Below are 21266 nucleotides of genomic sequence, written 5' to 3'. Positions count from 1 at the left end.
AAGAGGGGGAATTCTTATTTGCGATATATCTTTGTGTTTGATTATCAAGGTAATAATGCCTCTCCTCTTTCCGAGCTTAACCCACACATAATAGCACTTCTATCTTAAAAAGCACTACTTTGCATCTATCGGGCAAACATACGAGGTAATAAGGTTTTTTTTGAGTGTGTAATTAGTTGGTTACTAAGGTAATAAGGTGGTGATGAAAACAAACTACTCGGTTTGTCACCTAAAGGAGGGCAGCCTTTTTCCATTATTCTGAACAGGCTAAGTCAACTATTTAAGTCATCCACAGACATTTAATACCAACTCTGATTTAATTTTGCACCACGCATGATTGGTTAAAGTCTTTAAATTGGGGTGGGTTATTTTTGAGTGTGTAATGGTATAACCTTATCCATTTAAAAGTTTGGTAGCCTCTTAATTGGGGAAAAAATTTGCAAATCATCTGTATATTTGAGTTGCTCAATTCAAACAGACAGCACCAAGATGACTATTGACAATCGCGGATAATCAATAGCCCCATGCCATTGCCCGGATTGACTAATTTAGTTATTTCCCCCGAATTGCTATGTACCTCATTTGCCGGCTTTACAAAATAGGGTTTTTAATATATTGTTTCCTTTTGCTGCTTTCAATAAAATTGGAGGCACAAACAACTCATGCACCTTTTTCGTTGGTACATTTCACGACAGATCAAGGGCTATCGCAAAATTATATTACCTGCATTGTCCAGGACCGGCGCGGTTTTATATGGATAGGCACATGGAACGGCCTCAACCGCTTTGACGGCTATAACTTTGTGTATTACAAAAACAGGCAGGGCGACTCTCTAAGCCTTAGCAATAACTTTATCAATGACATTGAAGAAGACAAAGAGGGAAATATTTGGATAGGCACCAACGATGGTCTTAACCGTTTTGACTATGAAACCGGAACTTTCCGGCAATTCAGACATCCGCATATCAAATCCGAAGGACTTACGAGGTATCAGGTTACTTCTGTTTTTGATGACGGAAATGGCCTTTTATGGCTTGGCGCATTTAACGTTTTAGATAAATTTGACCCTAAAACAGGAGTCGTTTCACATTATTTCCCACCTGTCAATGTTCAGTTATTCGGCGATGAATACTGTTATATTGCCGACATCATCGAGTTTCAGCAAGACCTGTTCGTCTCTGTTTGGGGAGCGGGAGTTTTCCGTTTCAACCGTAATTCCAATACCTTTCATTCTGTAACCACTCCTCATAAAACGAATTTATCCAAAACGTGGATACATGATTTTCACCTCACCCCCGACAAACAATTACTTTCGATTGAAGGGAATGTATTGCGATATCAATCGGATAATAATTCTTTCCTCCCTATTACGAATACTTCTTATTCTGATGCTTTTAATGAAATTCACACAGTACATTCTATTAAATCGGGTCAATACTTAGTTGGTACAATGGGCAATGGAATAAAAGTGTATGATTCTGATTTTGAAATTTCTGACCACTTTTTGTTAGATCCCAATCAAAGCAATCAAACTAATAATTTCGTGAACACTTTATTTGAAGATGCCTGTGGGGAAATCTGGGTGGGCACATCGGGCAATGGCTTGTTTAAATTTGACCTTCAAAAAAGAAAAATCCAAATCTTCCGAAACGACCCGCTTCAGCCCAACAGCTTGGTGGACAATAATATCTTTTCTTTGAAAGTACTGGAATCGGGAAACGTCTGGATAGGAACACGATTAAAGGGCATTAGTATTTACGACCCCATACAACAAACTTTTACTCATTTACGAAATCAATCCTCCAACCCAAACAGCCTTAACTCAAACTTTATAAAGTCATTTTATCAAGACAAACAAAACATTATATGGATTGGTACCTGGGGCGGAGGATTAAACAGATACGATCCCGTAACCGGTAAATTTTCTTTTTTGGCAGAAGCTAAAACCCCAACCTCCTTATGCGACAATTTTGTAACTTCTATCTGCGAATCTACCGACCGCAAACTTTGGGTGGCTACTGCAAACGGGGTTGCAGTGCTAAATATGGATGATTGGGAAAGTGGAATCTTTAAAAACTATCTCTATAAAAACGACGACAACAGTGGTCCAAACGATCGTCGAAATAATGTTGTGTATGCCGACCATCGCGGAACTATATGGCTTGGAACAGAAGCCGGCGGACTAAATCGGTATAACCCCCAAACCGATACTTTCGATTACTTTTTACACAATCCTAATCAAATAAACAGCTTGGGAGGCAGCAAGGTGCAATGTATTTTTGAAGACAGTAAGCATCGGTTATGGATTGGTTGTTCTGGAGGAGGATTGAATTTATTTGTACCCGAAACTGAACAGTTTATTCATTTTACCGAAACAAACGGCTTGCCGAACGACGATATAAAAGCCATACAAGAAGATGCCAAGGGTAGGTTATGGATCAGTACGGATGCCGGAATTTCTTGTTTTTATCCCGAAACACAGACTTTCAAAAACTATAACTTACAGGATGGGTTGCCCAGCAATCAATTTACCGTACAAGCTTTGGGATTTAACAAATTGGATGGTAAAATCTATGCCGGAACCAAGGAAGGGGTTGCAGTTTTTCATCCCGATAGCATCCCCAACAGCACTTTTTTGCCACCTGTATATATCACCTCCTTTAAAAAATATCGCACCGAAGGAGATAACATCATCACCCAACAGATACAAGGCGTAGAAACCTTGCAAAAAATTGAACTCTTGCACTTAGAAAACACGTTCAATATCGTTTTCTCTGCCCTAAATTACCGGAACAGTGCAAAAAACAAATATGCCTACCAACTTCAGGGACTGAATGAAAACTGGGTAGAACTGGGAACAACCCGTGAAGTTACCTTTTCAAACCTTCCTTCGGGAAAGTATGTGTTATGGGTTAAAGCATCTAACAACGATGGTGTTTGGAACGAAACCGGAACTACATTATCCATCATTATTCATCCACCTTGGTGGAAAACCTTTTGGGCGATGATATTATGGGTGAGCTTGTTAACCGGATTTGTGGTTCAACTCTACCGGTTTCAACTTAAACGAAAATTAGACCACGCCGAAGCTATTCGCCTAAGGGAGTTAGATTTGCTCAAGTCGCGCCTCTATACCAATATAACTCACGAATTCCGCACCCCGCTAACTGTTATTTTGGGCATGACCGACCAAATTGAACCCAACGTCGCCTCTGAACAAAAAGATGCGATAAGCATGATTAAGCGCAACGGGAAAAACCTGTTGCAACTCATTAACCAACTCCTCGATTTATCTAAATTAGAAGACAAATCGCTTCAACTCAATATCCAACGAGGCAATATCATCCCCTTTTTGCATTATCTAACCTCATCCTTCCAGTCTTATGCCAATACACAAAACCTGGCGTTGCGCTTTTTTAGCCCTATAGAATCGCTCGAAATGGATTTTGATCCTGTGCAATTGCAACACGTTATGAGCAATCTCATTGCCAATGCCCTCAAGTTTACCCCTTCGGGTGGGGAGGTGTATGTGCGTATTGAACAAACAAATGAACATTGCCAAATTAGCATACACGACACCGGAATTGGGATTGCCGAAAAAGATTTGCCTCATATCTTCGAGCGCTTCTATCAGGTCGACTCTTCTCCTACCCGTGCAGGCGAAGGAACGGGTATAGGGTTGGCTTATGTAAAAGAATTGGTCAAACTTATGAATGGCAGCATCTTGGTAGAAAGTCAATCAGGGAAAGGGAGCGTATTTAAAATCTCATTACCCATTACCAAAACTGCCGTAGCATCAGAAAAAATTATATTCCCCACAACAACAACCGACTACGTCGGGCAAACCAATACCGTTGCACCTGCAAACGGAGAATTGCCGGAAGATTCGCCATTGTTACTGATTATTGAGGACAACCCCGATGTAGTGTCCTATCTCAAAGCCTGCCTGCAAAACACCTACCGGCTGAGCATTGCATATAATGGTGAAATCGGAATTCAAAAAGCATTAGATGAAATACCCGATCTGATTGTAAGCGATGTGATGATGCCGGGTAAAGATGGTTATGAAGTTTGCCATCATCTAAAAAATGACGAGCGAACCAGCCACATCCCCATAGTTTTGCTCACCGCAAAAGCCGAACAAAAAGACAAACTCATAGGATTGAAACATGGCGCAGATGCCTATCTCAGTAAGCCTTTTGACAGAGAGGAGTTGATGATCAGGTTAGAAAAGCTGAACGAACAAAGGAAACGAATCATAAACCGGTTTACCGCCTCCCTTTCTGATTGGGTAACTCAACAAACAACTTCGGCTAACGAAGATTTGGATTCACTCGAAGAAGACTTCACTAAAGAGGATGCCTTTATTGAAAAACTGAAAACCATTTTGGCAGATAATATCGAAGACGACAATTTTGCCCTGCCGCAGTTGTGCCAAAAAATCGGAATGAGCCGTTCGCAGTTATTTCGCAAAATGAAAGCACTCATCAATCAATCCCCTTCTGATTTTATCCGCACCTACCGCCTTCAAAAAGCGAAGCATCTGCTAAGTACTACCGATTTAACTGTATCGGAAATATCTTATCAGGTAGGATACAAAGACTTAGCACATTTTTCCAAATCCTTTTTCGATGAATTTGGCACAAACCCCAGTGCAACTCGCAAGTAGCTGATAATCAAAGGATTACACACCTGCTTTAGCCATATATCGCAACGGATGAACTAAAATTTTTTTTGTCCCTGCAACCAATTGACAAACATTTGAACGCAATTGACAAGGGTTTGGCGGAGCCTTGCCGGTATCTTTGCAGCATACCTCATCACTACACTGTGCGCTATTCCTCCACTTAAAATTCATCATTAAAAAAACCAAAACAAAATGAAGAACTTTTTAAACAACATCAAAAATGTAATCCTCACGATTACCCTGTTTGCCCTTTTTGGTATGTGGGCACAAGCACAACAGGTAGTTAAAATTACCAACCGATGGACAAATGAAAACCTTGGTTTGCAAAGTGGGAACCCGATTTGTTCCACTTCCGCCCCCGATACATGGATAGTAGAAAAGGTTGGCGAGGGCGACTATGTGCGGCTCAAAAACGCAGCAACCGGCACCTATCTGCACAATGAAACCGGTCAGTTGGGTGCGGGAGCTATTCAACCCGGTTGGTGGAGCGCACAATGGACTTTAGCGGCCAATGACGGACATACCAATATCATTAACCGATGGACAGGAGGTTATATCCACAACGAAAGAGGGAAATTAGAAATTGGCCCGATTGATGCCCCGGGTTGGTGGAGTGCACAATGGGCGATGAAACCCGCCTCAGGGTCGGGCAACCAAGCAAACAATATATTGGCAGATCCGGAACCCGATGATCCACGAAAAAGGCTTCGTCTAACTCCGCTTAGTAAAGACCGTGCCGTAGGAATTCAAGGAACTTCACAATCCATGGAATTTAATATGCGTGTGAATGGATTTATTTATGCCTACACACTTTCACCTCAACAAAAAATTGTCCATCTGACTACTCAAGGCAGCATCGCTAAACCGGGAGTTCAGGCCGATAACACAACCGATAAGAGAGGCTTTTTTCTCGAAAAATTAGAAATCACCATTGAGCCGACAACCGGTGCCGAACATGTTTACCGGGACATGGATTCTCCGGCAACTGATACAAATACCGGCAGCCGAACGGTAACTTCTTCTGTTGATGTCGGCGCAGGACTTAGCGCAGATGGAGGTAGTTTAACCGCAGGTGCTGGCGGGTCAGACTCTTTTACCCAAAACATAGACGGATTTAAATACCTCAATAACAGCAACGGCAAAAAACTGCACCATGTCATACAATTAGCCAGCAGTTCCGTTGGACCTTACGAAAGTTATAAAGATCTCTTAGATATGGGATTTGTCGGTTCGTTTTCCGGCACGCCATTAGGTGAACTTCCACATCAGGCTATCAATAATATGCCCATCATAGCACAAGGATTGTGGCAAACTTATGACGGCAATTTTAGTGGTAAGGTTACCTTTAAAATTACCTATAAAATGGATTTGCGATGGGTGGAAAAAACCAACTATTTTTTCACGGTTGACACAAAAAGCACCACCACCAACGATTCAATGACCGAGTATATTACTGTTGACTTTGGTAGTATCAAGTAAACATTGTTAATAGACATCAGGGTATTTAGCAACTACATTTCCGAATAAACTATACCTTATCGGCGGGCAGATTTGCACTTTATGTGCATATCTGCTCGCTTTGTTTTGGATAAACACAGCCCTAATCAAGCAATAGTATCTGGGTGAAATCTAATAAGCAAATTAGGTTTAGCAGCTCCGGAAAAGCGGATTATTCCCTTTATGCTGTTAGCATGTGCAATATAGATGAGTTGATAGATAGGTTTCAATAGTTGGCATCGCAACCTTAATAATAAGGTTTGTGAAATTATACCAACAATGGTTTGTATGTAAATCATACTGACAAAGAACTCTTGCTATTTAGCAAAGACCTCTTGCTGTTTGACAAAGCCTCTTGTCGAGTGTCAAGCCACCTTTTTTCTTATCTGAGGGAGCAATTCCAAACCCACATTAGTCAATCTTCCAAATATCGGTATAACTTTATATCATGCAATTACTATGTTAATAAGGTTATTCCCTTTGAGGCTGTAAATTTCAAACTATACTATCTTACAACCGAAAGGGAATAAATTAGTACACGAATTAACTTGGCCTCTTTATGATGAAAAACTATATCGCATTCACTCTAATATGTTTTACGTCCTCTACCCTTTTTGGGCAATCTTTTGTTCTACCTGATCAATTTAAAAAATCAAATATACTCAGAATAACAGAGTATCTGCCGGATTCTTCTTGGATATCAATAAAAGTATTTGGAGAGGATTCCTTAATTGTTCAATCAAGTACTAAAAGTGGTAGTTTAAATACTTGGATACATCTCTATCTAATATCAGACACGGTAAAAACATTTTACGAGTGCGAAGCAGATACTACAAAGTGTCGTATGTTAAGATATTATTACTCAGAAAATGGCACCCAAACAGGAATGAAGCGATTTTCGTACCGCGATACCATTCAACCAAGCATTGTTATGACCGATTACCTGAGAGATAATCAAGAAAGGATTATTGCCTACACAGTTTTCAACTTTAACAATAATAATTCAGTTGCCAGAACACATGCCATTACCTATAAACGAAAGGGGAGAAAAATAATAGAGCGTTCGTTTGATAAAAATGGCAATAGCCAAGTAAAAGTGCGTTGGTATTCGAGAAAACATTACCTCACCAAGTATCTGTCTTATATTCCAAAACTGCCAATAAAGAAAACTATATTTTGCCAAAGACACGCAAAGCGCGATATTCAACTTTATATAAAATACAAAAACGATGAACAAGGAAATTGGGTTAAATCCTACTATATCAATGGCATTAGAAAGCAACTTCGCACGATTCGTACCATTGACTATAGAGAATAGTTTTTGAATAGTAGGTATTGTATAGCGTACCCGACTATTAATTTTTCAACAAATCAATCAACCACTTACCCAACTGAAACCCGAATCCATCCTGAAAAATGCTGAAAAGGGCTGCTAATACTGCTAAAAAAGCTGCTATTGCTGAACCCCACCAAACCGCTCGTTTGTAGATAGACCGTTTCGATTCAGACTTTTCCGAAGATACAATTGGCCCCGCAGGGATTGGGGTTAGAATTTCAGGTTTAAATATATCTAATAAAGGCCGAATTGGAATAGGTTTATAGCCATTTTTGGGGCAATCAATAGTTTCTTTATCATTGTTCAAGCGTTCAATCAATTCTTTTTCTTTGTAGTAAGAGGGGGAATCGGATGTAGCACAGACATCGCAATTACAGGGCACTTCTATATTAAAAGACAAATCTATGCCAAAATGATAGCCTGAGTTAATCTCGTCTAATTCTTTTTTGATAATGGCCAAAAAACCACGCTTATTAAAACCTTTTACGCTTATTTCTATTTTGTTTTTTCCAAACTCTTCGCGTATTTGGGCTTTGGTGGTATTTCCATACTCATTTATTTCCAACTCTACCCCGCGTTTCCATACTATATCGTCTTTAATATACTGATGCAATACTACAATAAGCCGGGTTACAATGCCACTTGGCATAAAATCGTAGGTGTAGTAGATTCGAAGAGGGGGTTCTTCTGAACCAAAACTCTTATAGTTTGTGGGGGGATTTTCAGGCAATAAATTGGGGACTATAAACAACTCATCATTTTCGGGAGTGCGGTAGCATAGCCCAAATTTCATCATTAGGGCCAATAAATCATCATGTGCATCTCGATATTGCGGTTCGCACCATAGCTGTTTTAAATCTTCTTTTGAAAAATGCCCGGGTTTAATGCCTTTTCTATCTTCAGTATGGTTTAAAATTTCGTACACCGCTTTAGTTGCCCAATCCGGTTTTAAAATAACCAGTTTATTCAATACGGCATCTTCCCTGAAGTGCAGCAGTACGCCCAAATCGTGCAGGTAATCACTCACAAAATCTTGTTTGTCGTGGTCTGTAATACCAAGTTTTGAGCAAACTTCCCGATACTCACTCAATGTAATATGATCTTTGCCGGCATTTTCTGTAGAAATAGCTTGTAAACGATTGCGAATGTCTGACCATTTCTTTGGCACCTTTTCGCCGATTTTAAAATGGGGTAAGGCTCGAATATTGTATTCAATCCCGTTTTTTAAAGCTGAAAGCCCAATATTAGTTTGCAAATTAACGACAAACGATTCGCGAACAACGTTTTTGAAATTTTTCGCAATATCATCAATAGGTACTTCCATTTTAATGTCTCCTTTCTGATTGGCCACAATGATTAAAGGACTGTCTTCACAAAGTAATTGCTGTGTTTGCAGCCAATATTTAGTGGTTTCCTTTTCTTCTTTTCGGCCATCGAGTACCAATACATATAAGGAGCGTTTGGTTAAGAAAAATTGATGAATGGTATGGTAAACCAATTGTCCTCCAAAATCCCAAATGTGCATAATAAATTTAGGCTTGCCTTCTGTTGCAGGGAAAATACAATCTACTACTTCTACACCAATTGTAGTTTCATCTACTGTAGGGAGGGTAGCTGTTTCTTTTATTGTTTTTCGTTTCAACGATGTTTTTCCTGCTGCCGCATCACCCAAGATACAAAGCTTCGCCTCATAAATAGTTACCTGATCGCCCTCACTTATGTCTTTGAGGTAATTTACAATTGCGGCTACCCCCCTTTCTACAATTTCCGGTGACGGGTTTATCAGATTTTTGTTTCCATTTAGATATACATATTGCAATTGCCCTGCACTGCCTTCCGGCAACGATAGTTCCTGCAAATCGTTATCAGCAGCATCTATGGTATGCAGTTGCGGGCAGGCACTACTGAAAATGATGTTTTGCAGAGTTTTGTTACGAGAAACATCTAAGTACTGTAAAGCCGGTAGTTCGGGCAATTGCAAACGGGTGAGTTGACATTCATTGAGGTCTATATGGCTTAAATCGGGTAGTTCTTTATTGGTAAAAATAAGCTCCGACAAGGGGTTTTCGCTCAGGTCTAAATGGTGCAGCTTTGGTGCATTTAGGGTAATGGAGGCAATTACATTGCTGCTCAGATTGAGGTATTGTAATTGGTTCATTTCTTCGGGCAGTGATAGGAATTGCAATTGCCCGATTTGGAGTTTTATGTCATTGGGGCTTTTGGGTTGAAGGTCATCTTTCCATTTCCCACACAGGTTGAGTGCGGTTAAATTGCCGTTTTCGTCTGCACTGTAGGTGTAGCGGTGGCGAGACAATACTATCTCGGCAGGGTTGTTGCCGGTAAACGCTTTCAGAGAAATACCGGTTTCTTTTTCTATCTTTTTTATGATGGGTGGGGTCATACCTAAGTGTATTTATCAGTTATGGGAGTAAAATTAAAAAAGCAGCAGAACTTTTGCATCAATCATGGCTACTCATACTGCTGCTTTAGCAGATATTTCTGCATTTTCGTCCGGCCAAAAGCAGGGCAGGACAATCGTTTGTTCAGTGGCGTCATCCGACTTATCCCTGTGAGCTAAAAGGAACACCAAGCGAAACCCGATATTGTTGTTGTCGTTATCGGGGTGATTGTTGTTGCGGTTGGCAACAGCGCAACTATCGGCGTGGTTGTTCCAGTTGCCGCCGCGCAAAACGCGATTGGCAAGTATAACGATTGACCTTTTTTCATCAGTTGGTATTTTGTTTTATAAAGAGTTGTTGCCTTAAATATATCGTATCGGCAAAACGGGCAAATGCCAGCAGGGAATTGGCAGATCGGCTGCATGTTTGCTGGCTCCAATAGCCGTTTTCATAATTGCGGGTTGTTTGGTTTATTTTGTGGATAAACCGGCGTTTGCTGTTTTGTAATAAGCGCGTATTGTGCGGAAAAATCAGATAGCCCAAAAACGGCAAACCGTATTGGATAAGGTTTAAATTGGGCGGTTTTATTTCGCAAAGCAATTGGTTGTTGATATAGGTCCTTATTTTTTCAAGCACCTGCTTTAGTGTTTCTTTATCGGAATGCCACAGCACCATATCATCCATATAGCGCACGTAAGCTTTTATGCGTAGGGTTTCCTTAATGTATCGGTCTAAACCGGTTAAAAAGTGGTTGGCAAAATACTGACTGCTTAAGTTGCCAATGGGTACGCCTCTGTTTGGCTCAGTTTCGTAGCTGTCAATAATACAGTATAAAATATGCAATAATTTGCGGTCTTTAAATTGGCGCAATAATTGTGTTTTAAGAACAGAATGATGGATGCTGTCGAAAAATTTGCGAACATCGAGTTTTAAATAAAAAGGATAGCTGCGCGCATATTCTTGCGCTCTTCTTAATGCTGCATGTACGCCTTTGCCCGGGCGGCTGGCATAGCTGTCAAAAATTTGCGCGCTATCAAAAAAAGGATGACAAATATTCATCAGCGCATGATGCAATACTTGTTCATTAAAAGCAGGCGCGCTTATTTGTCTTTGCTTGGGTTCGTAAATGGTAAATTGCCTGTAGTTGCCAACAGCTACTTTGCCGCTCATTATCTGCTGCTTAAGAAGTTCTGTATTTTCGGAAAGGTTGGCACGGTAAACCCTTACCGCACGACTATGAGATTTGCCTTGTTGTGCTTTGTAAAATGCCAAAAGCAGGTTATCCGTTTGGGCTATGGCGGGTATTAAAAAATTAGCTCTTTTCATCTTTAGGAGTTTTGAGGGGCTGTTCTTGTTTTTCTGTCGGTAACGCAGCTAAAAAAACAGGCCCGTATTTATCGGCTTTTTTATCGCCTATACCTTTTACACTTTTCATGTTTGCGGCAGTGAGCAATTCAATTTTGGAGAGATTGGCTAATTCTTCATCCGTAAACACGGCGTAGGCAGGTACGCCCTCGTCTTTAGCAATTTTCAACCTGATTTTGCGCAATTCTTTAAAACGTTCAAAAGCAGCCGGTTCTAATATTTCGCTGTAATCGGGTTTTTGTCCCGAATTGTTTCCGGGTGAAGTGTCGTGCTGATTAAGGTATTTGACACAAAAACTCCAAAAGATACCTTGTTCATTCGATACCAATTGCTCGCGAACCTGTAAAATTTTTCTGCTTCGTAAAAAAACATTCATCTCTTCGTTTACGGCCTCGCCGCCTATCGCCGGTACAGTGAAAACTCTAATTTGCATAAATATATGTATGTGTTTTTCAAAAAAATTTCTTTGGGGCTTTGCCCCAAACCCCATTGCGGTTGCAGGCTGCCAATTTCTACCAAACTTTCGCTTGCATACAGGTAGCAAAGCAGCCGCTTAGCGCTATGGCTGCTTTGCCACCTGTATGCCGCTATCCCTCTTTTTTTTCTTTTCATCCTCTTTTTTTTTTAGCTCACAGGTAATAAGCCGGACTCTGCGCAGCTAAACTAAAAGGAACACCAAGCGAAACCCGATATTGTTGTAGTCGCCATCGGGGTGATTGTTGAAGCGGTAGGCAACAGCGCAACTAACGGCGAGGTTGAACCAGCTGCCGCCGCGCAAAACGCGAAAGGCAGAATCTCCGCCCTCCCAAGCTGAGCCGTCTTGCGGCGCACCCTTATAATCGGTATGCCAATTGTCTGCGCACCATTCCCAAACATTTCCACTCATATCATACAAACCCAGTTCGTTGGGTATTTTCAATCCTACATCTTTGGTTTCGCTGTGGCTATTTTGGTCATACCAGCCCACTTCTTTCAGTTTGTTGCTGCCGGCATAATTATATTCCCCCCTTAGCTGTCCGCCTCGGGCGGCATATTCCCACTGTGCTTCGGTAGGCAAGGCATAGCGGCCTTTGGCAGGGGCAGCGCGTTTTGTTCAAACGGCCGGGGTTTGTATTGCTTGTTCAGTAAGGTTATAAATGCCTGTGCATCGTGCCAACTCACGCTTTCTAACGGCCGTTGCGGGCCTTTAAAGCGACTTGGGTTTTTACCGACAATCGCTTCATAAACAGCCTGCGTAACGACAAACTCTGCCATATAAAAATCGGGCACGGTTACGGGGTGTATGGGTTGGCTCTGTTCAAATAAGTTGCTGCCCATGTCAAATTGGCCGCCTTTTACCAAAACAAGGCGAAAACTAAGGTTGCCGGGCAAGGTTTGTATCAGGTAAGGCATGTATGCAACGGTTTAGGATGTTTACCGGCAAAAATAAGATAAAAAAGCAACTTTTAAGGTGTTTTCAAGTATCCATGATTTGTGCCTAATGAATTGAAAGCGAGCGAATATCCCCAACCAAAAACGAATCTTTCATTTTTACGGGGTTGAACAAAAAAGACTTTGGTTACTGCGGGCAAAGACAACACCATGCGCAAATAATACCGGTTGCCACCGCTGCGTTAAGCGACTCGGCATTTCCAAACTTGGGGATGGTAATGGAGTGTTGTATAAATGGTAACACCTCGTCAGAAATACCTCGTGCTTCGTTGCCGATAACAACAAAAGCGGGAGGTTTGCACTGGGCATCGAATATGTTTTGCCCATTCAGCATAGCACCGTAAACTGCGATATCTGAAAATTGGGTAAATAGCAATGAAAGAGGTTGGTAAAAAACCTTTACCCTTAAAAATGACCCCATCGTTGCCTGAATGGTCTTGGGATTGTACAAATCTACACACGAAGGAGAACAAAAAATATAAGGTAATCCAAACCAATCGGCAGTACGGACAATAGTACCGAGATTGCCCGGGTCTTTTATTTCGTCCAAAACCAGACATACCTGCTGTTCAACAACCTCTTTCTGCGGTTCAGTTTCCGGAATTGGGCAGACAGCAATCACTTTGTTTGGGCTATCTAATTGCGAAATTTTTTTAAGTTCGGCCTCGGTTACTTCCTGAACAATAAATTTTGAAATGTTGTGTTTTAGCATCTGCCGGTGCTGTTCTAACCAATCGGGTAAGGCATAAATTGCGTCAACCGGATATCCTGATTTAAGCAATTCAGAAACGATTTTTTCGCCTTCGGCAATAAAACGGCCGTATTTTTGCCGGTATTTTTTTACAGACAAGGCGTTTATAAATTTAACCTGTTGGTTTGACAGCATACTGACCTGCTAATTACATGAATAGATGAAGCTACCCCTAAATGTGTAACTTTGCTATTGAAAAAACCGGAACTTAAAAAATACGGTACAAAAGTATTTAATTCAGGTAAAATTAAACGCTGTTTCTCCTAATCACAATTCGAACAGTGGTCAATGTTTCATAGAAAATTGCATTACCTATTTCCGGCTACCCTACTTGCTTTAGCTTGCGTTCTGAACGCCTGCAGCAATTTAAAATACCTGCCTCAGGGTAAGAGCCTGCATACGGCAACAATCATCAACATTCATCCCAACACTAAAATAGAAGATAAATATACGGTCAACAAAGACATTCTGGCATTAGCACGTCCAAAACCAAATAAAAAAATGTTGGGGATTGCGCGATTTAAGCTGTCGGTCTATAACCGTACTTTAAACAAAAAAAGCAGTTTTATAACCTGGCTTCACGAAAAAATAGGCGAAGCACCGGTATTGACCGATACTGCTATGTTGGACCGTACCCGCCGGAACATGCAACAGTATATGTTTAACCACGGCTATTTTAACAACGTGGTGAAATATTCGACCAAAGAAAAAAACCACCGTACTAAGGTTACCTATAATATCAGCGCAATCAGCCCTTATATCATTAGGGAGGTTTATTATCCCCCTGACACCGCCGGCATCTTGCAATCTTTGGTTCACAAAATGCAGGAGAAATCAGTTATACAATCCGGTCAGGATTTTAATGTTGACCACCTTCAGGAAGAGGTGAACCGGATAACTTACGAACTTCGGTGCAAAGGATATTTTGACTTTATTTCCAAAAACCTGACCTTTGAATTAGACAGTAGTCTGGGCAATCGCAATTTGGATGTTTATCTGAAACTGAAAAAACCATCGGAGATTGAAGGCAGTTACAAATCCTATACCATCAACAAGGTTTATGTTTACCCTGACTACGAAGTGGGCAAATCCCCCGGAAAATACACCGATACTCTTGTGGTCAATAATGTCAATTTTATATCATCCGGAGTAAAATTTAATCCTAATACCCTTAGTTCTTTGTTATTGATTAAACAAGGCCGGTTATATTCTCAAAAAGAATGGGAATTTAGTCTGAACCACTTGTTGGGATTAGGGGTCTATAAATTTGTCAACGTCAAATTCGATAAAGTTGACAGTACCGGAATTGACCCCCGGTTAGACTGCCGTATCTTATTAACACCGGCCAAACGCATGAGTATATCGGGCGAAGTAGAAATTAACAACCGCGCACAGCAAAGTGCTTTAGGTGCAGCAACCAGCACCCTGTTGGGAACGGCAGCCTCGGTCAGTTATCGCAATAAAAACTTGTTTGGAGGTGCTGAAGCGTTTAGTTTTAACCTGTTTGGCGGGTTAGAATTAAACCCGCAGCGCAATAACGACAATGCAGCCAACAATGTTCTGATTAACACACTGAACATCAGCGGAGAGTTACAACTTTCGTTGCCCAAGTTCATCGTTCCATTTAAACTCAGCAATCAATCGCGCTATTTTCTGCCCAAATCTAATTTCAGACTGAGTGCTAATTATCTCCGGAGATTTAATTTTTACACCCTCAATTCATTCAATATTAACTTTGGATACGACTGGAACGAAAACAACCGTAAAAGACATTTGCTAAACCCGATTTCGGTGAGTTTGCTCAGTCTTCAGGACAGGGCACCGGCATTTGAACAACAACTCAGCCAAAACCCGTTTTTAAGACGAAGTTTTGAAGAACAAATCATTCCGGGAGCAAACTATACCTATATATATAATACCCAAAACCTCTCACAACACCGGAATTTTGTTTTCATGCGAACCTCAATAGATATCGCCGGAAACACTTTTTTTGCCGTAGATCAGATTTTAAAAGTTACCGGAATTGCAGAACGAGACAAAAAACTGAACATTCTTGGAAGTTCGTATGCACAGTATGCCCGCATTGAAGGAGATTTCAGGCATTATACGATTTTACCCCGCGATCAAACTTTGGTAACAAGAATCAATGCGGCTATCGGAGTGCCTTATGGAAACTCCGGCGTATTGCCATACATCAAACAATACTTTGTGGGAGGCCCCAACAGCATCCGTGCATTCAGAATAAGAAGCATCGGACCGGGCTCTTTCGGCTCGTTTGCCGTGCCCGACAGCATCATCATTGATGAGTTTGACCGTACCGGAGACATTAAGTTGGAAGCCAATGCGGAATGGCGTTTCCCGATAATCTCCATGTTAAAAGGTGCTGTATTTGCTGATTTAGGGAATATCTGGACATTAAGAGAAGAAAAATCGGGAACCGACCCCGACACCGGAAGTCCGGTATATACCCGTCCGGGAGGGCAATTTAAAGCTAACTCAATCTTCAACGAAATTGCAATAGGTACCGGTTTAGGTCTCCGGTTAGATTTCAGTTTCTTTGTCATGCGGTTCGATTTGGGTATTCCTTTGCGCAACCCCTCCTTACCAAAGGGCGATCGTTGGGTAATAGAAAATACATTTGAAAAAAAATGGCTGATCAACAATATGAACCTCAATCTGGCAATCGGCTATCCGTTCTGACAACAGGTTTAAGGTTCGTTGTTAATGGTTAGTGAGCGAAGATAAACTTGCCGGTTACTCCTTATTATTCCTCATTCCAAAATTATTGATCGTTAAGGGGGCTTTGCTTATAGTTGAAAAATTAATTCCAACCTTACGCTATGTTATCGTGTTCAACCATTCAACAATAGCGGTTAGGGTAGCAATAAAATTAAACTCATAACTTTAATTCAATTTCCATATCAGGAAGTCTTGGAAAACTTTTTTTGCCTGATAATCAATGAGTTATGTTGTTTTACACAATATTTTTTTAGTAGCAGGCATCAAAATCAAATCAATCGCCGTATATTTGCGGGCTGAAATTTAAAAACAATAAGAAAAAAGTTGAATTGTGGATACATTAAGTTATAAAACCCAATCGGTTAAGGAAAAAGACATAACCCGCGATTGGTACGTAATTGATGCGCAAAATATGGTAGTAGGAAGAATGGCTACTCATATTTCACACATTTTGCGCGGCAAGAACAAGGTTTGGTACAGTCCGAATATGGATTGCGGCGATTATGTCATTGTCATCAATGCAGAGAAAGTGCGGTTTACCGGCAACAAAATGAATGACAAAGTATATGTCCGTCATACAGGATATCCGGGCGGACAGCGTTTTACCACGCCGGCCGAATTGATGGAAAAATTTCCGGAGCGCATCATCGAAAAAGCGGTAAAAGGTATGTTGCCCAAAAACCGCTTAGGACGTGCAGTTTATAAAAAACTATTTGTTTACACCGGCTCCGAGCATCCGCACAAGGCTCAACAGCCCAAAAAACTTGAACTATAACATTTATGCAACAAATAAAGGAATTAGGCAGAAGAAAAACCGCAGTAGCGCGTGTGTTTCTAAAAGAAGGAAGCGGGAAAATTACGGTTAACGGCAAAGACATCTCTGCATATTTTACCGTATCGCATTTGTTCGACAGCATTTTACAACCTTTCAGAATTACGGGAACCGAAGGCAAATACGATATTAAGGTAAACCTAAAAGGTGGCGGGGTAAAAGGTCAGGCCGAAGCCCTTCGTCTTGGAATAGCCCGTGCATTGGTCGAAGACAATGAAGAATTCAGAAAACCTCTGAAAGACCAGTTTATGCTGACCCGGGATGCCCGCGAGGTAGAGCGTAAAAAACCGGGGTTGCGCAAAGCACGCCGCCGAACACAGTTCAGCAAACGTTAAGACTATCTGTTTAGCCGGTTTACTTAGTATTTTAGTTCAAAATCAGTTCATCACCGAAAATTTTAAAATCAACATAATGAGTGGTCTTTCCCAACAGGAAATGTTAGATGCAGGTGTACATTTCGGACATTTGCGCAAAAAGTGGAATCCTAAAATGCTACCCTATATCTTTATGGAGCGCAAGGGTATCCATATTATTGACTTAAACAAAACCAACGAAGGGCTGGTACGTGCAGCTAACGCCATGCGCAAGATAGCACGAAGTGGTAAAAAAATATTATTTGTTGCTACTAAAAAACAGGCAAAAGATCTGGTAGCCAAAGCAGCAGAAGAGGTGGGAATGCCCCACGTAACCGAACGTTGGTTGGGTGGTATGCTTACCAATTTTACCACAATTCGCAAGTCTATCAAGAAAAAACAAACTATTGAAAAAATGCTTTCCGAAAAAGCAACTGCGCTGACTAAAAAAGAGCGCCTGATGCTTGGCCGGGAACGCGACAAATTAGACCGAATCCTCGGCGGAGTAGAAGATATGTCACGCGCTCCTTCTGCCTTGTTTATTGTTGACATTACTCACGAACATATTGCTCTTGCAGAAGCTAAACGCTTAGGTATTGCAACTTTTGCTATTGTAGATACCAACTCAGACCCCACTTCTGTTGATTTTGCAATCCCTGCAAACGACGATGCGTCAAAATCAGTCGGTATTATCACCAATTACCTGATTAATACCATCAAGGAAGGTTTGGCAGAGCGTCAAAAAGACAAACAGGAAACAGATTACTCAGATTCTTCCAACGAAGAGAGCCGCAGCAGCAATGTGAGCGAAGCCGGTTCTGATAAAGATCAGGAACAACGCCGCAGAAACCTGCGCAGCAGAAAACGCAAACCCGGTTCGGGTGGAGGTTCGGATAGCTAAACTTACTGCCCGCTCGAATGTTCTTTATTATAAAGTTGCATATAATAGTATGCAGTTTTAAAAAAGCATATCTGCTGTTCAAATTTTGTTAATAACATAACTATAAACTGAAACTAAAAATGGATTCTTCTTTTAAAATAACTGCCAAAGAAGTTAATGAACTCAGGCAAATTACCGGTGCCGGTATGATGGATTGCAAAAAAGCCTTAGTTGAGGCTAACGGCGATTTTGAGGCTGCCATCGAGTATCTTCGCAAAAAAGGACAAAAAGTGGCCGCAAACCGTGCCGACAGAACCGCAACCGAAGGCGCGGCTATAGCTAAAACAAATGCTCAAGGCACCAAAGGAATTGCTTTGGTGGTAGGTTGTGAAACTGACTTTGTTGCAAAAAATGAAGACTTTGTGGCCTTCGCTCATAGAGTAGCTGACGTTGCTTTAGAAAATATGCCCTCCGATTTGGATGCCTTGCTTGAATTAAATATGGATGGCATGACTGTTGCGGATAAACTGAGTGAGCAAATCGGAAAAATTGGTGAGAAAATCGAAATATCCCAGTTTAACACCATCGAAGCTCCCGGAGTAATTGCCTATATTCATGCCGGAAACCGCATCGGTGTATTGGTCGCTGTCAACAAAGCCAAAAACACAAGCATTGAAGAGGCCGGTAAAGATGTCGCCATGCAAGTCGCTGCAATGAAACCCATCGCCCTTGATGAAGACAGCGTGCCGCAAAACATTATTGACAAAGAATTGGAAATAGGAAGGGAACAAGCACTTGCTGAAGGTAAACCGGAAAACATGGTTGATAAAATTTCGCAAGGAAAGCTTAAAAAGTATTTTAAAGAAAACACCCTGTTAAATCAACAATTTGTAAAAGACAATGACAAATCTGTCAGAGACTACGTTAAATCTATTGATAAAGATTTGGTAGTTACAGATTTCAAACGCGTTGCAATAGGCAAATAATTTAACAAAAAAGAGAGTAGGTAACTATTCTCTTTTTTTTTGTTTGTAACTTTCACAAAATTGAGGTGATGAATAGAAAAAACTTTAAAAACAGTTCGATGCCTAACAGTAGTCCGAAACTTCCGCTCCCCCACTCTTCCGGAATTTCATTTAATTTAGATTCCTCCAATGGCAACTATGGATATGAAGTCGAAGGAGTTGGTATTGGAAAAGGAGAAAAACAGCATCCTAAATTTAAAAGGGTTCTGCTCAAACTAAGCGGAGAAGCGCTGATGGGCAATCAGGAATATGGCATTGACCCTGAGCGGATGATGGAATATGCCTATCAAATCAAGGAAATTGTAAAAATAGACGGAATTGAATTGGCCATCGTCATTGGCGGCGGTAATATTTTTAGAGGAATGGATGCTTCACACATGGGCATAGATCGTGCATCGGGCGACTATATGGGCATGTTGGCTACGGTTATGAATGGGATCGCCCTTCAAAGTTCCCTCGAAAAAATTGGGTTATTCACCCGTTTGACCTCAGCCATTGAGATGCCTAAAATTTGTGAACCCTACATTCGAAGAAGGGCTATCCGGCACCTCGAAAAAGGAAGAGTAGTTATTTTTTCGGCAGGAACCGGACATCCTTTTTTTACCACCGATACCGCAGCTTCATTAAGAGCCGTGGAAATAGATGCTGATGTTTTGTTAAAAGCAACAAGGGTTGATGGAGTTTATACCGCCGACCCTGAAAAAGATCATACCGCCATTAAATACGATACCGTTACTTTTAACGAAGTGCTGACCAAGGAACTCAATGTGATGGATATGACTGCTTTTGCCTTATGCCGAGAAAACGAACTGCCGGTCATTATCTTTGACATGAATAAAGTAGGAAACCTGCGAAAAATTATTCACGGTGAAAAAATTGGCACCTTAGTAAGTGAAAGGTCCTAATCTTTCATCTATTCATAACAACTGCCGGAAAAGGGTAACATAGTATAGTAATAATATGTTGCCCTTTTTGATTCAAACCGGTGAAGTCAGTTAAGATTTCAGAGCAGGGGAATGCTGTTTCAGTAGCTGTTTTTGCAAATAACGCGAAGTTCGATTAGGACCTTCAGGGCTCCATCCCGGGGGGTAAAATGCATAACGCAGACTATCTTTCCAGGTAGTGGCAGTTTTCATATCCTTCCAAAGTGATGAAAACTCGTGAGTGGCAATTTTAAGTGGATTGAAAGTATTTATATTGGAGGTTATCCCAAAAACCGGTGGTTCTATCAATTCTTCTTCCCGTTGAAAAGTCCCGAAAATTTTGTCCCAGATAATCAGTATGCCTGCATGATTTCTATCTAAGTAAGGTATATTTACCGAATGGTGAACGCGGTGATGGGAAGGTGTATTCATAAACCATTCTAAAAAGCCTAACTTTTTAACGGTTTGGGTGTGCAATAAAAACTGATAGATCAGGCTGACCGATTGCATCATCAGTACCATCAAAGGATGAAATCCGATAAAGGGCAACCAAATCCACCAGAAATATTTATACAACAACTCAGACCAACTTTGCCTCAAAGCCACCGCAAAATTATATCGCTGCGAAGAATGATGGTTAACATGTGCCGCCCAAAGCAGCCTTACTTCATGGCTTAAACGATGGTGCCAGTAAAAAGTGAAATCATCTGCAAACAGTAAAATTACCCAAGCCCACCATGTCCAACCGATTTCAAACAACCGGTATTGGTAAATTGCAGAGTATAACATTAAGGCCAAGGCCTTCATTCCGGCACCAATGAATACCGAACCAATCCCCATGGTTAAACAGGCGATGCTGTCCTTGGTTTCATAAAGGTCTAAATGCTCTTTATAACCAATATATAGTTCCAGTGCCATCATTACAATAAAGAAGGGAATAGCATATATAATGATTGGATCGAGTAATTGGTCCATAAAAAAGGCGTGATTTTGATTGCGAAGATAACAAAGAAACAGCCACCTCTGTCCAGCATTTATCAAATACTGA

18 protein-coding genes are annotated in these 21266 nt (G+C 41.0%); 9 read left to right on the top strand and 9 right to left on the bottom strand.

Annotation, left to right across the window (positions count from 1 at the left end):
• Positions 1-643 precede the first annotated feature (643 nt).
• The 3 genes from IPM47_08600 to IPM47_08590 all read left to right on the top strand — a co-directional run bounded on the left by IPM47_08600 (position 644) and on the right by IPM47_08590 (position 7502).
• On the top strand, positions 644-4669 hold the full coding sequence (locus tag IPM47_08600) for a response regulator (protein QQS30963.1): 4026 nt from the start codon (positions 644-646) through the stop codon (positions 4667-4669).
• 210 nt (positions 4670-4879) lie between these two features.
• Complete coding sequence (locus IPM47_08595) at positions 4880-6166, top strand: RICIN domain-containing protein (GenBank protein QQS30962.1); 1287 nt, start codon at positions 4880-4882, stop codon at positions 6164-6166.
• Positions 6167-7028: 862 nt separating this feature from the next.
• Positions 7029-7502, top strand: coding sequence for a hypothetical protein (locus IPM47_08590; GenBank protein ID QQS30961.1), 474 nt, complete (start codon positions 7029-7031; stop codon positions 7500-7502).
• 37 nt (positions 7503-7539) lie between these two features.
• Here IPM47_08590 and IPM47_08585 read toward each other — a convergent pair whose 3' ends face one another.
• From IPM47_08585 to IPM47_08550, 8 genes are all read right to left on the bottom strand, one after another.
• On the bottom strand, positions 7540-9921 hold the full coding sequence (locus IPM47_08585; protein QQS30960.1) for a hypothetical protein: 2382 nt from the start codon (positions 9919-9921) through the stop codon (positions 7540-7542).
• A 72-nt stretch (positions 9922-9993) separates the two neighbouring features.
• Positions 9994-10209, bottom strand: a complete 216-nt coding sequence (locus IPM47_08580; GenBank protein ID QQS30959.1) for a hypothetical protein — start codon at positions 10207-10209, stop codon at positions 9994-9996.
• Between the two features lie 37 nt (positions 10210-10246).
• A complete protein-coding gene (locus IPM47_08575; GenBank protein ID QQS30958.1) occupies positions 10247-11245 on the bottom strand; it encodes a reverse transcriptase in 999 nt (332 codons plus the stop codon).
• A complete protein-coding gene (locus IPM47_08570) occupies positions 11232-11717 on the bottom strand; it encodes an HRDC domain-containing protein (GenBank protein QQS30957.1) in 486 nt (161 codons plus the stop codon). Before IPM47_08570 ends, IPM47_08575 begins: the two co-directional genes overlap by 14 nt.
• Positions 11684-11896 (bottom strand): hypothetical protein, encoded by a 213-nt coding sequence (locus IPM47_08565; GenBank protein ID QQS30956.1) that lies wholly within the window; start codon positions 11894-11896, stop codon positions 11684-11686. The genes IPM47_08570 and IPM47_08565 overlap by 34 nt, the downstream gene beginning before the upstream one ends.
• A gap of 46 nt (positions 11897-11942) precedes the next feature.
• Positions 11943-12341 (bottom strand): formylglycine-generating enzyme family protein, encoded by a 399-nt coding sequence (locus IPM47_08560; protein ID QQS30955.1) that lies wholly within the window; start codon positions 12339-12341, stop codon positions 11943-11945.
• Positions 12293-12676, bottom strand: coding sequence for an SUMF1/EgtB/PvdO family nonheme iron enzyme (locus IPM47_08555; protein ID QQS30954.1), 384 nt, complete (start codon positions 12674-12676; stop codon positions 12293-12295). The genes IPM47_08560 and IPM47_08555 overlap by 49 nt, the downstream gene beginning before the upstream one ends.
• A gap of 166 nt (positions 12677-12842) precedes the next feature.
• Positions 12843-13601, bottom strand: a complete 759-nt coding sequence (locus tag IPM47_08550) for an RNA methyltransferase (protein QQS30953.1) — start codon at positions 13599-13601, stop codon at positions 12843-12845.
• Between the two features lie 153 nt (positions 13602-13754).
• On the opposite strand from IPM47_08550, the gene IPM47_08545 reads away from it, so the two are divergent.
• The 6 genes from IPM47_08545 to IPM47_08520 all read left to right on the top strand — a co-directional run bounded on the left by IPM47_08545 (position 13755) and on the right by IPM47_08520 (position 20200).
• Entirely contained in the window at positions 13755-16166 is a 2412-nt protein-coding gene (locus tag IPM47_08545) for a BamA/TamA family outer membrane protein (protein ID QQS30952.1), read from the top strand.
• Between the two features lie 370 nt (positions 16167-16536).
• The gene (gene rplM / locus IPM47_08540; protein ID QQS30951.1) at positions 16537-16980 is read left to right on the top strand and encodes a 50S ribosomal protein L13; all 444 of its coding nucleotides are present in this window, start codon (positions 16537-16539) and stop codon (positions 16978-16980) included.
• A 5-nt stretch (positions 16981-16985) separates the two neighbouring features.
• Positions 16986-17372, top strand: coding sequence for a 30S ribosomal protein S9 (rpsI, locus tag IPM47_08535; protein QQS30950.1), 387 nt, complete (start codon positions 16986-16988; stop codon positions 17370-17372).
• A 76-nt stretch (positions 17373-17448) separates the two neighbouring features.
• Positions 17449-18291, top strand: a complete 843-nt coding sequence (rpsB, locus tag IPM47_08530; protein QQS30949.1) for a 30S ribosomal protein S2 — start codon at positions 17449-17451, stop codon at positions 18289-18291.
• Positions 18292-18410: 119 nt separating this feature from the next.
• The gene (locus tag IPM47_08525) at positions 18411-19256 is read left to right on the top strand and encodes an elongation factor Ts (protein QQS30948.1); all 846 of its coding nucleotides are present in this window, start codon (positions 18411-18413) and stop codon (positions 19254-19256) included.
• 98 nt (positions 19257-19354) lie between these two features.
• Positions 19355-20200: a UMP kinase gene (locus IPM47_08520; protein ID QQS31427.1), complete on the top strand. Its 846-nt coding sequence runs from the start codon at positions 19355-19357 to the stop codon at positions 20198-20200.
• A 90-nt stretch (positions 20201-20290) separates the two neighbouring features.
• On the opposite strand, the gene IPM47_08515 is transcribed toward IPM47_08520, so the two are convergent.
• On the bottom strand, positions 20291-21193 hold the full coding sequence (locus IPM47_08515; protein QQS30947.1) for a sterol desaturase family protein: 903 nt from the start codon (positions 21191-21193) through the stop codon (positions 20291-20293).
• Positions 21194-21266: the final 73 nt, after the last annotated feature.

Source organism: Sphingobacteriales bacterium, from assembly GCA_016700115.1.
Classification (GTDB): Bacteria; Bacteroidota; Bacteroidia; order Chitinophagales; family UBA2359; genus UBA2359.
Note: the sequence above shows the minus strand (reverse complement) of the source record. Positions and strands in the feature narration are given on the sequence as shown.